At 60.8% G+C, this 18317-nt stretch carries 21 protein-coding genes; 15 read left to right on the top strand and 6 right to left on the bottom strand.

Annotated features, from left to right (window positions below):
• Nucleotides 1-129 precede the first annotated feature (129 nt).
• From ACSQ26_RS17135 to visR, 15 genes are all read left to right on the top strand, one after another.
• Nucleotides 130-1749, top strand: a complete 1620-nt coding sequence (locus ACSQ26_RS17135; RefSeq protein ID WP_436010868.1) for a globin-coupled sensor protein — start codon at nucleotides 130-132, stop codon at nucleotides 1747-1749.
• Nucleotides 1746-1892, top strand: a complete 147-nt coding sequence (locus ACSQ26_RS17130) for a hypothetical protein (protein WP_436010866.1) — start codon at nucleotides 1746-1748, stop codon at nucleotides 1890-1892. The genes ACSQ26_RS17135 and ACSQ26_RS17130 overlap by 4 nt, the downstream gene beginning before the upstream one ends.
• A complete protein-coding gene (locus ACSQ26_RS17125) occupies nucleotides 1889-2185 on the top strand; it encodes an STAS domain-containing protein (RefSeq protein ID WP_436010864.1) in 297 nt (98 codons plus the stop codon). The genes ACSQ26_RS17130 and ACSQ26_RS17125 overlap by 4 nt, the downstream gene beginning before the upstream one ends.
• Complete coding sequence (gene cheY1 / locus ACSQ26_RS17120; protein ID WP_258160804.1) at nucleotides 2185-2550, top strand: chemotaxis response regulator CheY1; 366 nt, start codon at nucleotides 2185-2187, stop codon at nucleotides 2548-2550. The genes ACSQ26_RS17125 and cheY1 overlap by 1 nt, the downstream gene beginning before the upstream one ends.
• Nucleotides 2551-2566: 16 nt before the next feature.
• Nucleotides 2567-4867 carry a chemotaxis protein CheA gene (locus ACSQ26_RS17115; protein WP_436010862.1) on the top strand — a complete coding sequence of 767 codons (2301 nt, stop codon included), beginning with the start codon at nucleotides 2567-2569 and terminating at the stop codon, nucleotides 4865-4867.
• A 27-nt stretch (nucleotides 4868-4894) separates the two neighbouring features.
• Nucleotides 4895-5362 (top strand): chemotaxis protein CheW, encoded by a 468-nt coding sequence (locus tag ACSQ26_RS17110; protein WP_436010860.1) that lies wholly within the window; start codon nucleotides 4895-4897, stop codon nucleotides 5360-5362.
• A 2-nt stretch (nucleotides 5363-5364) separates the two neighbouring features.
• Complete coding sequence (locus tag ACSQ26_RS17105) at nucleotides 5365-6264, top strand: protein-glutamate O-methyltransferase (RefSeq protein WP_436010858.1); 900 nt, start codon at nucleotides 5365-5367, stop codon at nucleotides 6262-6264.
• Nucleotides 6261-7322: a protein-glutamate methylesterase/protein-glutamine glutaminase gene (locus tag ACSQ26_RS17100; protein ID WP_436015318.1), complete on the top strand. Its 1062-nt coding sequence runs from the start codon at nucleotides 6261-6263 to the stop codon at nucleotides 7320-7322. The genes ACSQ26_RS17105 and ACSQ26_RS17100 overlap by 4 nt, the downstream gene beginning before the upstream one ends.
• A gap of 1 nt (nucleotide 7323) precedes the next feature.
• Nucleotides 7324-7713, top strand: a complete 390-nt coding sequence (locus ACSQ26_RS17095; RefSeq protein ID WP_436010856.1) for a response regulator — start codon at nucleotides 7324-7326, stop codon at nucleotides 7711-7713.
• On the top strand, nucleotides 7710-8261 hold the full coding sequence (gene cheD, locus ACSQ26_RS17090; protein WP_436010854.1) for a chemoreceptor glutamine deamidase CheD: 552 nt from the start codon (nucleotides 7710-7712) through the stop codon (nucleotides 8259-8261). The genes ACSQ26_RS17095 and cheD overlap by 4 nt, the downstream gene beginning before the upstream one ends.
• A 16-nt stretch (nucleotides 8262-8277) precedes the next feature.
• Complete coding sequence (gene cheT / locus ACSQ26_RS17085) at nucleotides 8278-8670, top strand: chemotaxis protein CheT (protein WP_436010852.1); 393 nt, start codon at nucleotides 8278-8280, stop codon at nucleotides 8668-8670.
• A 160-nt stretch (nucleotides 8671-8830) separates the two neighbouring features.
• Nucleotides 8831-10540 (top strand): flagellar basal-body MS-ring/collar protein FliF, encoded by a 1710-nt coding sequence (fliF, locus tag ACSQ26_RS17080; RefSeq protein ID WP_436010850.1) that lies wholly within the window; start codon nucleotides 8831-8833, stop codon nucleotides 10538-10540.
• A gap of 102 nt (nucleotides 10541-10642) precedes the next feature.
• Nucleotides 10643-11403, top strand: a protein-coding gene (locus tag ACSQ26_RS17075) for an IS5 family transposase (RefSeq protein WP_436008400.1) whose coding sequence is annotated in 2 segments (ribosomal slippage) — nucleotides 10643-10970 and nucleotides 10970-11403 — 762 coding nt in all. Because the reading frame shifts where the segments join, the coding sequence is not laid out codon by codon here.
• Nucleotides 11404-11682: 279 nt separating this feature from the next.
• On the top strand, nucleotides 11683-12351 hold the full coding sequence (gene visN / locus ACSQ26_RS17070; protein ID WP_436010848.1) for a transcriptional regulator VisN: 669 nt from the start codon (nucleotides 11683-11685) through the stop codon (nucleotides 12349-12351).
• 21 nt (nucleotides 12352-12372) lie between these two features.
• On the top strand, nucleotides 12373-13101 hold the full coding sequence (gene visR, locus ACSQ26_RS17065; RefSeq protein WP_436010846.1) for a transcriptional regulator VisR: 729 nt from the start codon (nucleotides 12373-12375) through the stop codon (nucleotides 13099-13101).
• On the opposite strand, the gene ACSQ26_RS17060 is transcribed toward visR, so the two are convergent.
• The 6 genes from ACSQ26_RS17060 to motA all read right to left on the bottom strand — a co-directional run bounded on the left by ACSQ26_RS17060 (nucleotide 13089) and on the right by motA (nucleotide 18263).
• Nucleotides 13089-13541, bottom strand: coding sequence for a hypothetical protein (locus tag ACSQ26_RS17060; RefSeq protein ID WP_436010844.1), 453 nt, complete (start codon nucleotides 13539-13541; stop codon nucleotides 13089-13091). The two genes, visR and ACSQ26_RS17060, sit on opposite strands and share 13 nt — an antisense overlap.
• A gap of 5 nt (nucleotides 13542-13546) precedes the next feature.
• On the bottom strand, nucleotides 13547-14629 hold the full coding sequence (gene flhB / locus ACSQ26_RS17055) for a flagellar biosynthesis protein FlhB (RefSeq protein ID WP_436010842.1): 1083 nt from the start codon (nucleotides 14627-14629) through the stop codon (nucleotides 13547-13549).
• A 27-nt stretch (nucleotides 14630-14656) separates the two neighbouring features.
• Nucleotides 14657-15688 carry a flagellar motor switch protein FliG gene (locus ACSQ26_RS17050; RefSeq protein WP_436010840.1) on the bottom strand — a complete coding sequence of 344 codons (1032 nt, stop codon included), beginning with the start codon at nucleotides 15686-15688 and terminating at the stop codon, nucleotides 14657-14659.
• A gap of 45 nt (nucleotides 15689-15733) precedes the next feature.
• Nucleotides 15734-16366: a flagellar motor switch protein FliN gene (fliN, locus tag ACSQ26_RS17045; RefSeq protein ID WP_436010838.1), complete on the bottom strand. Its 633-nt coding sequence runs from the start codon at nucleotides 16364-16366 to the stop codon at nucleotides 15734-15736.
• A 61-nt stretch (nucleotides 16367-16427) separates the two neighbouring features.
• Nucleotides 16428-17369 (bottom strand): FliM/FliN family flagellar motor switch protein, encoded by a 942-nt coding sequence (locus tag ACSQ26_RS17040; RefSeq protein ID WP_436010836.1) that lies wholly within the window; start codon nucleotides 17367-17369, stop codon nucleotides 16428-16430.
• An 18-nt stretch (nucleotides 17370-17387) separates the two neighbouring features.
• A complete protein-coding gene (motA, locus tag ACSQ26_RS17035) occupies nucleotides 17388-18263 on the bottom strand; it encodes a flagellar motor stator protein MotA (RefSeq protein WP_436010834.1) in 876 nt (291 codons plus the stop codon).
• Nucleotides 18264-18317: the final 54 nt, after the last annotated feature.

Genomic DNA, 18317 nt, shown 5'->3' with positions numbered 1-18317 from the left:
ATGTGTGCCTCTCACCGGGCTTGAGCCTCCCTGCGCGTTACCGCCGGAAAGGGTCGTCCGGGCATGAAGCGAGAGGCGAAGTTCATGTCAGCCCGTCGGCTGGCGTCATGCGTTTGGACGGGGAATAACTTGGTTGAGGCGGCAAAACAGGCGGGGAAGGACCAGCGGGAAGGCGGGAGCCTGAACGGCCGTCTTCGCTTTGCCGGCCTTGATGCCGCTGGCACCGCCTTGATGCGCGAGCATCGCAATCTCCTGCTGCCCCATCTCAAGAACGCGCTCCGCGACCTCTTCCACCGCTTCCAGTCCTATCCCGATGCAGCGCGGAATTTTCAGAGCGAGGCTCAGCTTGAAAGGCTGCACGACCTCGACCAGTCGCACTGGGAAGTGCTGACGGATGCCCGCTTCGATGCGCTCTATGCCGAACGCGTGCGTGCGCTCGCCGATGCCGAACGGCGCATGGGTATCGACCCACGTTGGCACATTGCCGGACATGCCGTCGTGCTGGAGCATCTCGTTTCGGGACTGATCGATGAGTTCTGGCCGAAATCGATGTTCGCAACTGCTGCGGCACGCAAGGCAAAACTCGCCGACATAGTAACCGCCGTTTTGCGGACCGCGCTGGTCGATCTCGAAATCGCGGTCTCGCTTCGCTTCAACGAAAGCCGCATGAGCCATCAGCAGGCGCTGGCCGATGCGCGCAATGCCCAGCGTGCCGAGACCAGGACGCTGCTGGCAGCCATCGCCGAGTGCCTTGCCGCCAAGGACTTCTCGGGCGGACTGGAGACCGGCGCTGCGGACCATTATGCCGACGTGTTCGATAGCCTCAATTCCGCGCTCGCCGATATCCAGTCGGCGCTCACCGGCACATCGGAGAAAAGCGAAGCTGCGCGCGCCTCGACCAGCAGGCTTTCGCTGTCAGCCGCCGCGATCGCCGATGGCGTCAGCCGTTCCTCGGGTAGCCTCGCGGCAGCCGCTTCCGAACTCGATGAAATCGCGACGAACGCGGGACGCGGCGCTGCAAGCGCGAAAAGCGCCGAGGCTGCAACGGTCAAGGCCCGGCAGGCCGTGGTCACCAGCGGCGAGATCGTCAGCGAGGCGATCACCGCGATGTCCGGCATCGAGCAGTCGGCCGAGAAGATCGGCCAGATCATCGGCGTCATCGACGAAATCGCCTTCCAGACCAACCTGCTGGCGCTGAATGCCGGCATCGAGGCTGCGCGCGCCGGCGAGTCCGGACGGGGCTTTGCCGTCGTCGCGCAGGAAGTCCGCGCGCTGGCACAGCGTTCCGCCGATGCTGCCCGCGAGATCAAGCAGCTCGTCACCGGCACCAAGACCCAGGTCGACAGCGGCGTCCAGATGGTCGCCCGGACCCAGGATGCGATCGGCGACATCGTCACCCAGGTCAGCGGCATCAACGAGACGATCGTCACGCTGGCGGCCGAGACGGCTGAAACCGCCTCCGATATTGCCGCGACCGCGCGAGCGACCGCTGCCATGAGCCAGGAACTGATGGGCACCGTCGCTCTCGCAACCGAGGCCCGGGATGAGGCTGATCAATTGCGGTCCGTCATTCTCGAGCTCGGCAATACGATCAGGGAATTCCGTCTGGAACGGAGGCAGGAGCGTCCTGCATCCCGCACCCCGAAATCTCAAACCGTGGCGGTGATCGAGCAGTTCCAGGACGACTTCGACGATTTCGAAGCGGCCCTTGGGTCGCCGGTTCTTCTCGCGGGGAGGGCGGTGGCATGACGCGCTCTCTCTCCGCAACATCAGGGCCGCGCGATGCGACGCGCTGGCAAGGCAGGCAGACCATCATCGATCAGGAGCCGCGACACAGAACCGGTGCCCAGGCATCGGTCTCGATCCCGGACAACAAGGGGACCACCACATGAAGGGCCAGACAGCCGCAACGAAGGAACTGTCATTGGAGAAGGTGCTCGACCTCAACGAGGCCGGCAATCTCCATGGCAAGCTGATGAATTTGCGCGGTGCGGATGTGGCGATCGATGCCTCCGCCGTGGAGCGGGCGGGCGCGCTCTGCATCCAGGTCCTGATGTCGGCTGCAAAGACTTGGGAAGAAGAAAAATTGAATTTCACCTTTTCGAAGATGTCGGATGCATTGGCCAAGACAATGCAGCTCATCGGCGTGAATTACGATCATCTGCTCGCAAAGGAGAGCAAATAATGAAGAAAAAAGTTCTGACGGTGGATGACTCCAGAACCATCCGCAACATGCTTCTCGTCACGCTCAACAACGCCGGTTTCGAAACGATCCAGGCGGAAGACGGCATCGAGGGCCTCGAGGTTCTCGAAAATTGTGATCCCGACGTGATCGTGACCGACATCAACATGCCGCGTCTCGATGGCTTCGGCTTCATCGAAGGCGTTCGCCGCAATGAAAAATACCGGGCGATTCCGATCCTCGTGCTCACGACCGAGAGCGATGCGGAGAAGAAGAACCGCGCGCGCCAGGCCGGCGCCACGGGCTGGATCGTCAAGCCTTTCGATCCGACCAAGCTGATTGATGCCATCGAGCGCGTGACCGCCTAACCGGGAATTTACTCCTATGGATATGAACGAAATCAAAGAGATCTTTTTCCAGGAATGCGAGGAACAACTCGCTGAACTGGAATCTGGTCTCCTCAAGATGAATGACGGCGAAACCGATTCCGAGACCGTCAACGCGGTCTTCCGGGCCGTTCATTCCATCAAGGGGGGTGCCGGCGCGTTCGGGCTCGACGATCTCGTCGCCTTCGCCCATGTGTTCGAGACCACTCTCGACTGCGTTCGATCCAACAAGCTGGACCCCGGTGCGGAAGTCATGAAGGTCATGCTCAAGTCGGCGGACGTTCTCGCCGACCTGACAAACGCCGCGCGTGACGGCGGCACAATCGATCCGAGCCGGACCACCGGCCTCGTCAAGGACCTCGAGGCGCTTGCCAATGGCGAAAGCGTCGGCGGCGGTCATACCGAAGCGGCCCCAGTCAAGGCGGCCCCGGCAAAGGCCGCACCAGCGCCCGCACCGGTTGCTGCTGCCCCGCCCGCTCCGGCGGACGACAGCGGGTTTACGCCCATTCCCTTCTCCTTCGACGATTTCGGTGCCGAAGAGGAAGTGGTCGCTGATGTCCCGACCTACGAAGTGAACTTCAAGCCGCGCTCGGAACTCTACACCAAGGGCAATGACGCGGCGCTATTGCTGCGCGATCTGCGCCGTGTCGGTGAAATGAGCATTCATTGCGACATGTCGGCATTGCCTGTTCTCGATGAGATGGAGCCCGAAGCGGCCTATTTCAGCTGGAAGGTCTGGATCAAGACCGAAAAGGGCGAAGACGCGATCCGCCAGGTTTTCGAATTCGCCGAGTGGGATTGCGAGCTTGATGTCAAGCCGCTCGAGGCCAAGGCAGAGGTCGCCAAGGCAGCGAACGAGGAACTGCCGATGCAGCCCGTTCCGTTCGATCTCGCCATGCTGGACGATGACGCTGCGCTGACAATGGAAGGCGAAGATCACATCGCCAGCGTCGAAACCTTGATGGCCACTGTGCAGGCCCAGGAAACCGGCGCTGCACAGCCCGTTGCAGCACGTGCGGCGCGCGCGGCTGAGAAGAAGGAAAAGGAAGCACCCGCCGCCGCTGCCAAGTCCGGCGGCGACCCCGCCGGTGGCACGCCCACCATCCGCGTCGATCTCGACCGCGTCGACCGCCTGATCAACCTGGTCGGCGAACTCGTCATCAACCAGGCCATGTTGGCCCAGAGCGTGATCGAGAACGACCAGAGCGGCACCAATGGCATCAATATGGGTCTGGAGGAGCTGCAGCAACTCACCCGCGAGATCCAGGACTCGGTGATGGCGATCCGCGCCCAGCCGGTGAAGCCCGTCTTCCAGCGCATGTCGCGCATCGTCCGAGAAGTCGCCGACATGGTCGGCAAATCGGTCCGGCTGATCACGGAAGGCGAAAATACCGAAGTCGACAAGACGGTCATCGACAAGCTGGCCGAGCCGCTCATGCACATGATCCGCAACGCCGTGGACCACGGCCTGGAATCGACCGAGAAGCGTGAAGCCGCCGGCAAGAATTCCGAAGGCACGGTCAAGCTGACCGCCAAGCATCGTTCGGGCCGCATCGTCATCGAACTCTCCGACGACGGCGCCGGCATCAACCGCGAGAAGGTCAAGCAGAAGGCTATCGACAACGACCTGATCCCGGCCGACGCCAACCTGTCGGACGAAGAGATCGACAACCTCATCTTCATGCCGGGCTTCTCGACCGCCGACAAGATCACCGACGTGTCGGGCCGCGGTGTCGGCATGGACGTCGTCAAGCGCTCGATCCAGGCGCTCGGCGGACGCATCTCGATCTCCTCGCGCCCGGGCCACGGCTCGACCTTCACCATGAGCCTGCCGCTGACGCTCGCCGTCCTCGACGGCATGGTGGTCACGGTCGCCAACCAGACCCTGGTCGTGCCGCTGACGGCGATCGTGGAAACATTGCAGCCCGAAGCCGCCGCGATCCATTCCTTCGGCGCCCATCAGAAGCTGATCGCGATCCGCAATTCCTTCTGCCCGTTGGTCGATGTCGGCCGCATCCTGAACTATCGCCCGCAGCCGGCCAATCCGGTCGATGGCGTCGCACTTCTGGTGGAATCCGAGGGTGGCGGCCAGCGAGCCCTGATGGTCGATGCCATCCAGGGTCAGCGTCAGGTCGTCATCAAGAGCCTTGAGGCGAACTACACCCATGTGCCGGGCATCGCCGCTGCAACGATCCTGGGCGACGGGCGCGTGGCGCTCATCCTCGACGTCGATGCGGTTGTGGCAGCTTCGCGTGGACAGGCACTCAGGCCTGAAAACGCGCTTGCGGCAGTCGGATGATCAAGGGAAGGGAACGGGCGTAATCGTATGTCGTACACTGGAAAAACCATTTCGCACGGAGGCCGGGAGCTTATCGCTTTCCGCATTGGCGATCAGGAATTTACCGTGAACATCATGTCGGTTCGCGAGATTCGCGGCTGGACGTCCGCCACCCCGATGCCGCACTCGCCCTCCTACATGAAGGGTGTCATCAACCTGCGCGGTGTCGTCCTTCCGATCGTCGATCTCTCGCTCCGGCTCGGCATGAAGCCTGCCGAACCGACCCAGCGGCACGTCATCATCGTGGCGCAAGTACGCGAGAAGGTCGTCGGCCTGCTGGTCGACGCGGTCTCCGATATCCTGACCGTGACCGACGACAATATTCAGCCGACCCCGGAGATCGCATCCGATCTCGAACGGTCGTTTGCCCGGGGCATTCTGGCGATCGAAAGCCGGATGATCTGCGTCATCGAACTCGAATCCCTGTTCCCGGAACATGAAAGCGAAGCGGCTTGACCATGAATGTAGCCATCGATCAGCGCCGCAATCCTGACGAGGTCCTCGCAGCCGGGGAATTCCCGCTGACGCGCAAGGATCTCGCCGAGGTTTCCGCGATGATCTATTCCGATGCTGGCATCTTCCTCAACGAGACCAAGGCGTCGCTCGTCTATTCCCGGCTGTCCAAGCATATCAGGCAGCTCGGCCTGAGGAATTTCCGCGAATATTGCGCGCTGGTTTCCTCGCCGGCCGGCAGCGCCGCGCGCAAGGAAATGCTGTCCTTCCTGACCACCAATTTCACGCGCTTCTTTCGTGAGAACCATCATTTCGACCATCTGCGCGATGAGGTCCTGCCGGGTCTTGTGTCGCGGCTCAAGGCCGGCGGCCGTGCCCGCATCTGGTCGGCTGCCTCGTCCGACGGGCAGGAACCCTATTCGATCGCGCTGACCGCTCTCTCGGTCATGCCCAACATCGCCGACTACGACTTCAAGATCCTGGCGACCGATATCGATCCGAAGATCCTCGCCGCCGCCCGCCTGGGCGCCTATGATGCCGCTTCGCTCGAAACCGTCAGCCCGCAGATGCGCAAGCAATGGTTCCAGGAAGTCACCGTCGACGGCAAGCCGAAGTTCCAGGTCGTCGACGCGGTCAAGCGGCTGATCACTTATAACGAGCTGAACCTGATGGCCGCCTGGCCCTTCAAGGGCAAGTTCGATGTCATCTTCTGCCGCAACGTCGTGATCTATTTCGACGAGCCGACACAGATGCGCATCTGGTCGCGCTTCTCCGAGCTCCTGCCGGTGGGCGGCCATCTCTATATCGGCCATTCCGAGCGTGTCTCGGGCGACGCCAAGGCCTGCTTCGACAATACGGGCATCACCACCTACCGCTACAACGGCAAGCCGGGGGGCAAGGTCTGATGTCGCCAGCCCGCGTCCTTGTCGTCGATGACTCCCCCACCATGCGTGGCCTGATTTCCGCTGTGCTCAATTCCGATCCTGATGTCAGCGTCGTCGGCCAGTGCGGAGACGCGCTGCAGGCGCGCGCGGCGATCAAGGAACTCAATCCCGATGTCGTCACGCTCGATATCGAAATGCCCAATATGAGCGGTCTCGAGTTTCTCGAAAAGATCATGACGCTCAGGCCGATGCCCGTCATCATGGTATCCTCGCTCACCCAACGTGGCGCGGATGCCACGATCGCGGCACTCGAGATCGGCGCGTTTGACTGTATCGGCAAGCCGGTGCCGGGCGATACTCGGCCCTTCCATGAGTTGATCGAGAAGGTCAAGGCCGCCGCCAAGTCAGCTGCCAGCTACCATTACACGCGTAAACCCGCCGCTACGCCGGCCCCGGCCGCGAACACCAATGCGGCACCCGAATACCGGGTTGGCCGCAAGGTTGTGGCAATCGGCTCATCGACCGGCGGCGTCGAGGCGCTGATAGAAGTTCTTAAGAGATTTCCGGTTAATTGCCCTCCGACGGTCATCACCCAGCACATGCCCGGTACCTTCACCAAGAGCTTTGCGGAACGGCTGAACCGGCTCTGTGCGCCACAGGTGCAGGAAGCGACGGATGGAGCACGCCTGGAGATCGGCAGGATCTACCTGGCGCCCGGCGGCGAGCGGCATTTGACCGTCGTCAATCCGCACGCGCCTTGCTGCCGCCTGGTGGATAAGCCGCCGGTCAACGGCCACAGGCCCTCGGTCGATGTTCTTTTCGATTCGGTCGCCGAACTCGCAGGCCGCAACGCGGTCGGTGTGATCCTCACGGGCATGGGGCGTGACGGCGCCTCCGGCCTGTTGAAAATGCGGCATGCAGGCGCCCGCACCGTCGGGCAGAACGAAAAAACCTGCATTGTCTATGGAATGCCCCGCGTGGCGTTTGAGTTGGGGGCTGTCGAAAGCCAGCTTCCGCTCAATGGCATCGGGGAGGAAATACTGAAACTTACAGCCGCCCGAAAAGAAGGGAGCGACTAAAATGTCTATCGCTGAAAAAATCAAGGTCCTCATCGTGGACGACCAGGTGACCAGCCGGCTTCTGTTGAGCGACGCACTGACCCAGCTCGGCTTCAAGCAGATCACGGCGGCCGGCGACGGTATGCAGGGTGCCCAGATCATGGCCCAGCAGCCACATCACCTGGTGATCTCGGACTTCAACATGCCGAAGATGGACGGGCTCGGCCTGCTTCAGGCGGTGCGTTCGAACCCGGCCACCAAGAAGGCCGCTTTCATCATCCTGACCGCCCAGGGCGACCGGGCGCTGGTGCAGAAGGCCGCACAGATGGGTGCCAACAATGTCCTCGCCAAGCCGTTCACGATCGACAAGATGCGTGCTGCCATCGAGGCTGTGTTTGGATCCCTGAAATGAATGCAGACGGCTTTCGGCGTATGCATGTCATACAGGGCGAATGGAAGGTCTCGAACGATCCTTCCGTGGTCCTCTCAACCGTGCTCGGTTCCTGTGTCGCTGCGTGCCTGCGCGATCCGACGAACGGCGTGGGTGGCATGAACCACTTTCTGCTGCCGGGCTCCGTCGATGCTCTGGCGCAAGGTGGGGATGTCTCGCGCTATGGCGTTCATCTGATGGAATTGCTGATCAACGGCCTCCTGAAGCAGGGCGCGCGCCGCGACCGCCTGGAAGCCAAGATTTTCGGTGGTGCCAAGACGATCGCCTCGTTTTCCAATGTCGGTCAGCAGAATGCCGATTTCGCGACAGGTTTCCTGCGCGACGAAGGCATCCAGATCGTCAGCGCGTCCACCGGCGGTGATGCCGGCCGCAAGCTCGAATTCTGGCCGGTATCGGGCCGGGCGCGTCAATATGCGCTGACCGGTGCCGAAACCCAGCGTACCGTCCGCCAGGAAACCCGTCCGATTCCCGTTCCGAAGCCAGTCGAAAGTTCAATCGAGTTCTTTTAAAATCAGGTGTTGCGTTATGCAGTCGAGTTTTGCGTCGAACATGGTTCCTCACGAGGAATCGCTCCCGGACATCCTGATGCGTATCGTTGCAGAATTGCACGATGTCGCCTATCTCATCGAGCGCATTGAGCCCTCGATATCCGACAACCACGCAGGCCAGCACCTTGGGGTGGCCGAGAAGCTGATGGTGATGCAGGGCATCGATCTCGCGGTACAGAAGACCCGCGGCCTGGCCGAATTCATCGATACGATTGCCGCCGGCATTCCCGAGGAGCATCTGGTCGATGTCGCCACCGCGCTCAACCTCGTCAAGCTCGCCGACATGCAGAAGGCGCTGTCCGGCGGGGGGCTCCGCCATGGCCACTCCCAGCCGCTCAACAGGGCAGCCGGCGATTTCGATCTGTTCTAGGGTTTCCAAAGGCTCCGGTTTCCGGGGCATCCACGCGACCGAAAGGGCTGAACGCCCGCTCAACTATTCCTTCTGAAGAAAACCTTCGCGCAAGTTTGATCTCGTAGCTTGTCGTCGAGAATGATCTCTCGGCATGACTCTGCAAACGCGTGAGAACAGAATGAATCTGTTGAATCAGCTTACTGCCATCCTGAAAAACCTGGGCGGACTGGGGACGGGTCGCCTTTTGGCGCTCGGTGCGGTGGGCGTGGCAATCATCGTAATGGTGCTGTTCGGCACCTACTACGTCAACAAGCCCGGCTACGAGACGCTCTACGTCAATCTCGAATCCAGCGACCTCAACCAGATCAGCATGGCGCTCTCCGAAGGCGGCATTGATTTCCAGACCGCCGGCGATGGCACCACCATCATGGTGCCGGTCGGCCAAACGAGCAAAGCGCGTCTTTTCCTTGCCGAACGCGGCCTGCCGAATTCCGCCAACGCCGGCTACGAACTCTTCGACAATGTCGGCTCGCTCGGCCTCACCTCCTTCATGCAGGAAGTCACCCGCGTTCGCGCCCTCGAAGGCGAAATCGCCCGCACGATCCAGACGATCGACGGCATAACCGCGGCGCGCGTGCATATCGTCATGGCCGATCGCGGCTCGTTCCGCCAAGCCGAGCAGAAGCCGACGGCATCGGTGATGATCCGGGCCTCCCAGTCGGCGGGCCGACAGGCCGCAGCCTCCATCCGCCATCTCGTCGCCTCGGCCGTGCCGGGGCTTTCGATGGATGACGTGACGATCCTCGATTCGGCCGGCCAGTTGCTCGCATCCGGCGACGACCCGGCCAACAGTTCCATGAACCGCTCCCTCAACATCTCCCAGAATGTCCAGATGGAGCTGGAGAGCAATATCGACAAGGCGCTCGGACCCTTCCTCGGTATGGACAATTTCCGCGCCTCGGTCACTGCCAAGCTCAACACCGACGCCCAGCAGATTCAGGAAACCATCTACGATCCGGAATCCAAGGTCGAACGCTCCGTGCGGGTAACCAAGGAGAACCAGAAATCCGAGCAGGTCAGCGCCGACGAGGCGACGACGGTGGAGCAGAACGTGCCCCAGGGCAACGACTCGACCACGACAGGACCGAAGTCTTCCGACCAGAACGACAAGAAGGAAGAGCAGACCAACTTCGAGATCAATTCGAAGACGGTCGCCACCGTGCGCAACGGCTACACGATCGACAAGCTCTCCATCGCCGTCGTGATCAATCGCGGCCGCGTCATGAAGCTCGTCGGAGAGCCCTTCGACCAGGCAAAGTACGACGGCTTCATCAGCGAGATGCAGAAGATCGTTGCGTCGGCTGCCGGCCTCGACGAGACGCGCGGAGATACGGTCAACGTCACCGCGATGGATTTCCTCGAGAACCAGCTTCTCGCGGATGCCGCGTCGGGCGAGTCCTTCATGGATGTCTTCATGCGCAACATGGGCAGCATGATCAATGCGCTGGCCTTCGTCGTCGTGGCATTCCTCATCGTCTGGCTGGGCTTCCGCCCGCTGATCCGGGCGATCGGCGGCCCCGAACTCGCCGCAGCCCAGGTTGGCGGTCCGGCCGGTGTCATGCCGCTCGGCGAAACCTCCGGCCTCGAACTGCCGGACTTCTCCCCGCCCAGTGTCGGCGGGCCGGGCTCCACCCTCATGGAAGGCTTCGGCTCGGACTTCGGCTTCGACTCGACCGAGGACCTGCTCACCATGGACGAGGAAGGCGGCGGACTGGCCAAGCGCGTCAAGGAAGGCCCCGAGCGGCGCCTGGCGCGCATGGTGGATCTCTCCGAAGAGAGAGCGGCCAAGATCCTGCGCAAGTGGGCATCCAACGACAAAGCGGCCTGAGGGCCGCTTTCTTTTTGCGTTCTTGACCCTCTAGGTCGTGTGGACTCTTGGGATTCCCAAGGCTGAGCAAATCAGATTCAAGACTGTCTTTTGGAGGCAGTCATGGGTGTATTGGACCGGTTGATCCTTCGGGACGAGCAGTGGGAGCGGATATCGCCGCACATCATTGGTGACGATCGCACGCGCGGTTCGTCCGGTCGCGACAATCGTATGTTCGTGGAAGCAGTGCTTTGGATCGTGCGCACCGGCTCACCCTGGCGTGACCTGCCGGAGGTGTTCGGCGAGTGGAACAGTGTCTTCCGCCGCTTCAGCCGCTGGAGCGAGAAGGGCATCTGGTGGCGCATGTTTGCGGCGATGTCCGATGATCCGGACTTCGAGTATCTGATCGTCGATTCCACCATCATCCGCGCTCATCAGCACGCCGCCGGCGCAAAAAGGGGGCTGAAGATCAAGCCCTTGGCCGCTCTCGCGGCGGACTGAGCACCAAAATCCACATGGCGGTGCGTGGTCTCGGCTGCCCGGTCCGCTTCACACTGACCGCCGGCCAGAAAGGCGATGCGCCACAAGCCGATGTCCTGATCGAGGGCCTGCCTGCCGATATCGTCATGGCCGACACCGCCTATGACAGCGACCGTCTGCGCGACGCCATCGCGGACAAAGGCGCTGTGGCGGTGATCCCCAACAATCCCTCCCGTGCTCAGAAATACCCGCTCGACAAGGACCTCTATGCCCAGCGCCACCTCATTGAATGCTGCTTCTCCAAGCTCAAGCACTTCCGCAGGGTCGCGACACGTTTCGAGAAAACCGCACGAAACTACCTAGCCGTCGTCACAATCGCAGCTATCGTACTATGGATCAGGTAAGTGTCCACACGACCTAGGCCTTATGCGAAATCTTGTGGTGAAGATTTCACACGTTGACAATTCCGGATATAAATTAACTCACGTTAATATTCATTGAATTCATCCGCGAATCAGAACATCAAATAGGGCAGGTGATTCGCAAATCGGGGCTGCGATTCGCGGGGGAAATTCTAATTTCCTTAGGCCAGAGATGCGGTGGACTAGGTGACGGGGATCAAGCAGAACGAATTGCCGAAGAACGGGGCTTCCGAGCATGCTCCGGCTCCTGAACAACGGCATATGACGAACGAGCAACTGGTGAAGCGCCTCGCGGAGGCCGCCGAAAGTGGCGACATCTCCAGGGGCTTGCGGGCACTTTCCGACTATGTGGGTGCGGCCGGCTTCCTTTTGATCCGTCAGGACATCAACAGCGAAAATGCGCTCGAGAATGTGATCTCTTCCAACTGGCCCTTCGACCTCGTGCGCAAAAGCGGCGCGTCGCTGATGTCCGACTTGTCACGTGCGACCGAACTCGACAAATGCCTCTCGATTCTTCAGCCGCTGTTCGCAATGATGCCGGATACGCCGGACCTGCCGAAGGGCGCAAGCCAGCAATACTGCTCGGTCAATTTCAATGTCGGCCGCAATCGCTATTGCCTCACCTTCATGTGCCCCGCGGACTTCATTATTTCCCAGCAGCGCGTGCGCGCAACGGGTGTCTATGCGAGTTATCTTGCGAGCCTCATGTTCAGCGAGCACGTCAAGGTCAGCCGTGAACTCGAGCTGACGGATCGCGAACTGGAATGCCTCTACTGGATCGCCGAAGGCAAGACGAGCGACGAGATCGCCACGATCATCGGCATTTCGAAGAACACGATCAACAATTACATCACCAGCGTCATGCGCAAGACGGCCACCCGGACGCGTTCCGAGGCGATAGCCTATGCGGTGCGGCACAATCTGGTCTGACAGGAGAGAGCGGCGGCGGCTATGAAGGATACCAAGGGGAAGAACGATACCGCCAAACGGCAGGGGCGGCCTGTCAGCCGGGCGGATTTCTTTCCGAGACTGGTTGCCATGCAGCGTTTCGCGCATGCCAGGAATTTCGCCGTCTTCAAGACCAACAATTCGGGCCTGCCGAGCCGTCGCAAGCTTACCTGCATCATCGACAATTTCGCGTCGGATGGCGATGTTGCGGCGTCCGAGATTCTCGACCACTACAGCCAGGCACTGTTGGATCATCTCGAAATCTCTTCGCTGCCGCTGCTCTGGAACGGGGTAGAGGCGAGCCAGACGGCGGAGACCACTGATTTCGCCGGCTTCGTCAAGCACATCAAGCCGAACGTTCTGCCCGTATCGGGCGTCGCCTTTCCGGTCAGGCTCGGCGGCATGGGCAATGGCTACACGGTGTTCGTGGCGAACTATTTCGATCTTACCAGCGAGGCGGTGGTCGATCTGCATGACAGGAGCCACCAGTTGATGATGGATCTTCTCGTCCTCGACGAGCGGCGTTCGGCGCCGGATGAGGTGCTGAGCAGCCGCGAGATATCCTGCCTGCAACTGGCGGGCGACGGTCTCGTGAGCGAGGAAGTGGCGGAGAAGCTCCGGCTGTCCGTCCATACGGTCAACGCCTATCTGGCGGCGGCGACCATGAAGCTCGATTCGGTGAACCGCATCCAGGCGATCGCCAAGGCGATCCGGCTCGGCTACATCGCCTGAGCTGAGCGGTCTTGACCACCGCCGGATACCACGAAGCGCGCGTCGATCAGTGATCGCGCCAGGAATGCCGTGTCGTCGTCGGGATCGACCGACGGCCGGTGGAAATTGATGTGATTGATCTCGACGCCGGCCTGCAGGTCGGCAAGCGACAGTTGGGCATAGATCGTGACGCCCTCCGGCTTGATCTCCAGGTCCAGCACGATCTCGGGCTTGGAATCCCAGTCCAGCCGATAGTCGCCGCCTGTGCCGAAGCGCACGGTGCCCGGCAGGAAATAGAGCTCTGCCGCCGAGGCGACGAGATCGGAAATATTGCCCCAACGCTCGTAGCGCAACAGCGATACGAGGTCTGCGGCATCGATAAGGCGCAGTTCTGTCGCCACAGGCGATAGAGCTTCGGCAACGATCTTCTCGTGCTCCGTGGAATGCGGTATTTTTTTCATCAATGCTAGCTCGCGCGTCTGGGTTTGCTCTTCGAAGCGTAGATTCGCTGGATGAGTTCAGCGACCGCCTTGTAAAACACCGGCGGAATCACACTATCCACCGAGACTTGCGCAAACATTGAGCGTGCCAGGGGCTTGTCCTCGAACACAGGGATGCCGTGCTCCTCCGCAATGGCGCGGATTTTGAGCGCGATGAGGTCCGCGCCCTTGGCGACGACGACGGGGGCCGCGTCTTCCTCTCGCACGTAGCGCAGCGCGACCGCAAAGTGGGTCGGGTTGGCGATGACCATGGTGGCGCGGGGCACCGCGGCCATCATGCGCTTGCGGGCGAGGTCGCGGGCGAAAGACCGCTGGCGCTGCTTCATGATGGGATCGCCATCCATTTGCTTGCGCTCTTCCTTCACTTCTTCCTTGGTCATCTTCAGTTCCGAGAACCACTGATGGTGGGTCCAGAAATAGTCGGCGATGCCGATCGTGGCGGTCGCGAAGATGATGATGATCAGGATCACCTTCACATCAGATGTCAGCCGGCCGAGCAGGTAGCTCGGATCGGCATACATCGCGTCGATCGAGGAGATGAATTCGCTCTTCAGCGAGAAGGTGATCACGGTGCCGACGACCACGACCTTGAACAGCGACTTGCCGAATTCGACATAGCCGGGCAGGCCGAAGATGCGGTTGAAGCCGGCGGGGATGCTGAGCCGTGAAAGCTTCGGAGAAATACGTTCGAGCACCGGGGTCGGCAGGTTCTGCATGATGGAGGCTGCGACGCCGAACATTGCCATAAGAACGAATGCCGGCACGACGAGCGCCGAGGATTCCCAGCCGAGCCGCACGAACAGCGCCACGATGTCCTGGCCGTTCTCGAACCGCCACTGGTCGGGCTTCTCGAACAGATCCCTGAGCGTCTCCCAGAGATGGGCGACACCCGCGGGCAGATAGAAGAGCAGGTAGATGTAGATCGCCAGCGTCGAGGCGAAGACCGTGACTTCGCGGGAGAAAGGTACGTTACCTTTCTCCGCCGCTTCGGAAAATCTTCGTTGGGTAGGGGCTTCTGTTTTGCTGTCTTTATCAACACCATCAGCCATAGGATAATCTCCTCGAGCTTATGGTGATCAGGCAGCAGCAGCAGCCTGGTCGGTTTCCTTGAGCTGGATCTGGCCGTTGACGGCAAGACGGATGGCTTCCTGCGCGATCGACCGGCGGGCGACGGCGATGGCGCGGGCATTGACGCCTGCTCCGGCCGCGCCGAGATCGGCTTCGATCATGCGGCGCTGGCGCGCGCCGATCGAGGAGAGCACAGCCTCGCGGAGATCCATCGCTGTGTCGCGCAGCGCCATGGTGATGACATCGGCCGAGATGTCGTTGAAGAGCTGAACCCGGCTGCGCTGCGGCATGATGAGCAGGTCTTCGAAGAGGAAGATCTTCGGCCGCACCTTGGTGGCGGCATCCCTGGACAGCGCCTCCAGCGAGTCGAGCAGCGTTTCGACCTCGGTCTTGTCGAGCTGGTTCATCAGGTCTGCGACCTTGACGCTGCCGACCGAGTTGCGCTCGGAGTCCAGTTCGCGGATGATTTCCATCACGCGGTTCTCGATGACCTGAGCCGCCTTGGGGCTCACGTCCTTGAGGTTGACCGTACGGTTGAGGATATCGGCGCGGCGGCTCTCGGGCATCTGCATGAGCACCTTGGCGCCCGCCGACGAGGGGATCATCGACAGGATATAGGCGATCGTCTGCGGATGCTCGCTGAGCAGGTATTTCGCGATGAAGGTCGGATCGGCGTTTTCGAGTTGGTCCCAGATCGACGTCTCGAGCGCCTGGAACGTGGCGCGGCGGCCGAGCAGGCCATCCACTTCGTCGGGCGTCAGGCCTTCCTCGAGAATGCCCTCGATCGCCTTGGCGTTGTCCATCAGGCCGGCACCTTCGGTGAACAGGTCCTCGAACTCGTTGACCAGTCCGATCAGTTCCTGCGGCGGGACGCTCCTGAGCGTCTGCGCCGACTGGATGATCGCCTGCAACTCGGCCTGGGTGAAATATTTGAGAAGCCTGCCGGCGACACCGCGCCCCATGGCAAGCAGGACGGCCGCCGCCTTTTCAGGCGAAGACAGGCCGTCTCCCGAGTTCTCGAAACTATCGAAGTCGAACATACGAAAACCTCCCCGGGCTCATCCCGGCTGTTTCCAGTGCGACGATCAGGATTTCCTGATCGCCATGACCTCGATCAGCCTAATGCCGAATCGGGTCTCGTCATTTTCCAGAACTGTGATCTCGCCGCGGCCGATCAGCCGGCCGTTGACAACAAGGTCAACCGGCTCGCCGATCTTGCGGTCGAGTGAAATCGTAGCGCCTTCGGTCAGGTTCATCAGACCGGAGACTTGCATGCGGCTCGATCCGAGTACGATCTGGACGTCGATAGGAATGTCCATGATCATGTCGAGATTGGAATTCATCGAGCTGCCGGGCTCGGAAGCCTGCCTCTCGTTGAAGCTCGGTGCAGCACCGAAGTCATTTCCGGCAAAAGCGTTGCCGCCGAGGCCTGTGTCGCCGCCGAAGGAGGTCGATGCGCCGAATTCCGAACCGAAATCCGAAGCCGTGTCGCCATCGAGCCCGAAGTCGGCATCGGTGTCGAGGCCGAAATCGCCGCCGAAGCTCGTGTCCGTTGTTGCAGCAGGGAAATCCGCACCGAAATCGTTGTCGAGCGCCGCGCCACCACTCGCGTCGGCATCCAATACGCCGCGCAGATCATCGATTGCCTGGTCCAGCTCGGCGTCGATGCCGGGGGTTTCCAGGGCCTGATCTTCTAATTTTGCTTTCTTCGGTGCCATGTCGGAACTATTCCACTTGTAACTTGTGCCGGGCTTTATTTTGAAAAGGGATTGTAGAAAATCAGGCTTTCGCCATGAGGTCGTTCAGCAGGTCGTTCTCACCGCCCACCGTGTCCTTCACTCTCACTGTGTAGCGTTCGCCGGAGCGGCCGAACTCGCAATCGTAGAGATCGCGTCCGTTGGCGCTGACCTGCACGGTGACGTCGGTCTTTTCAAGAAAGGGTATGACGTCTCCGGGCTGCAGCTTCGAGATCGCGCCGAGCTTGAGAGGCGTCAGCCGGATGCGGGCCTCGACCTTGACATCGGAGCGGCGGACCTGTTCCTGGATCATCTCAGCCCAGCCCGGAGGCGCCTTCGACGTCGTCGTGGCCTTCGGTGCCTTGACGTCGGTCTTCAAAAGCGTCCGGTGCGGTATGATGATGCAGAAATGGCTGGTCAGCGTGCCGAATTCTATCCTGATCCGCACCATCGCCGCGAAGGGATCGACATAGTCCTCCGCATGCTTGGGCTTGTCCTTTGCATTGTAGGGCTTGGTCAGGATCGGCTCGTAATTGCCCGGTGCATTGACCGCGGATTTGAGCACCGAGGCGATCTTGTCAGTGATCATCGGCGCCATTTCGAGCTCGATGCTCGAGGCGGGCCGCGCCATCGGTTCGACCAGCCTGTCCGGATCGCCGCCCAGGAGGCATTCGACCATCGCGGAAATAATCTGCGAGGGACATGCGATCGTGAAGTCCGAGCACCAGTTCTTCAGCGATCCATCGACGAACACCATGTAGTCGTCGAGGTGGCCGAGCAGGTCGTCCTTGAGGCCCGTCTCACAGTAATCGTAGGCGAAGGTGAACTTCAGCGCCGCTTCCGATTCGATCAGGTCCGGCAGGAATGTTGAAAACACGGCGCCGAGGTCGGCGCAGGTTTTTCCGATCCTGGAGTTATTTCCGAGTTCGCCGGTCATGATGGCCAGCAGCTTCGGATCCATGGGTAGGGTGTTGCGAGCAGTCATTGCTTCAACTTCCGTTTTTTAAGCAGCTTTTTCTCCGCCGCCGCCAGGATTCATCATTTCCTGTTCGACAGCATCGATGGATGGACGTTCGTAGGAGGAAATCGTCTTGCGGCCGTATTCGAGCGCCACCTGTGGCACGGAGCCGTTCATGTAGGCGATGAGCGTCTGCTTGACGATGACATAGAGCCTGTTCTGCTTCGACCGCACCGCTTTCATCATGGAGCAGAGCGGATTGACGATGCAGTAGGAAACGAGAATGCCGGTGAAGGTACCGACGAGTGCTGCGCCGATCAGGTGGCCGAGCACTTCCGGCGGCTCGCTGATCGCGCCCATGGCGTGGATAACGCCGAGAACGGCGGCGACGATACCGATGGCCGGGAACGCGTCGCCCATTGCCTGGACCGCATGATAGGACTTCATCTTGTCATGCGAGATCGTCTCGATCTCCTCGTCCATCAGCGCTTCGATCTCGTGGCTGCGGGCGTTGCCGATGATGATGAGGCGGACATAGTCGCAGATGAAGGCCGTCAATTCCTTGTTCTTGAGAATTGTCGGCGCCGTCAGGAAGATCGCGGATTCCTCGGGGTTGTCGATATGGGCTTCGATTTCGTTTCGCGACTTGGTGCGGAGGTCCCGCATCAGGGAATAAAGCACGCCGAGCGTGTCGAGATACTGGCGCTCCTTCGGAACCTTGTTCTTGAAGGCCTCGCCCAGCGCCTTGCCGGAATCCTTGATCACCTTCATCGGATTGCCGGCGACGAACGCGCCAAGGCCCGAACCGATGATGATGATGAATTCGTACGGCTGCCACAGAACATCGATGTGACCGCCGCTGGCCATGAAGCTGCCGATGATGCAGCCAAAGACGATGACCAGACCGATGATGATATTCATGAGACGGAGCCTGCGCCTGTTACTGGAATATGGACTTTGGAAATAGAGATTCTG

Origin of the sequence: Rhizobium sp. LjRoot254 (assembly GCF_964254105.1) — a bacterium.
Taxonomy (GTDB): Bacteria; Pseudomonadota; Alphaproteobacteria; order Rhizobiales; family Rhizobiaceae; genus Rhizobium_E.
Note: the sequence above shows the minus strand (reverse complement) of the source record. Positions and strands in the feature narration are given on the sequence as shown.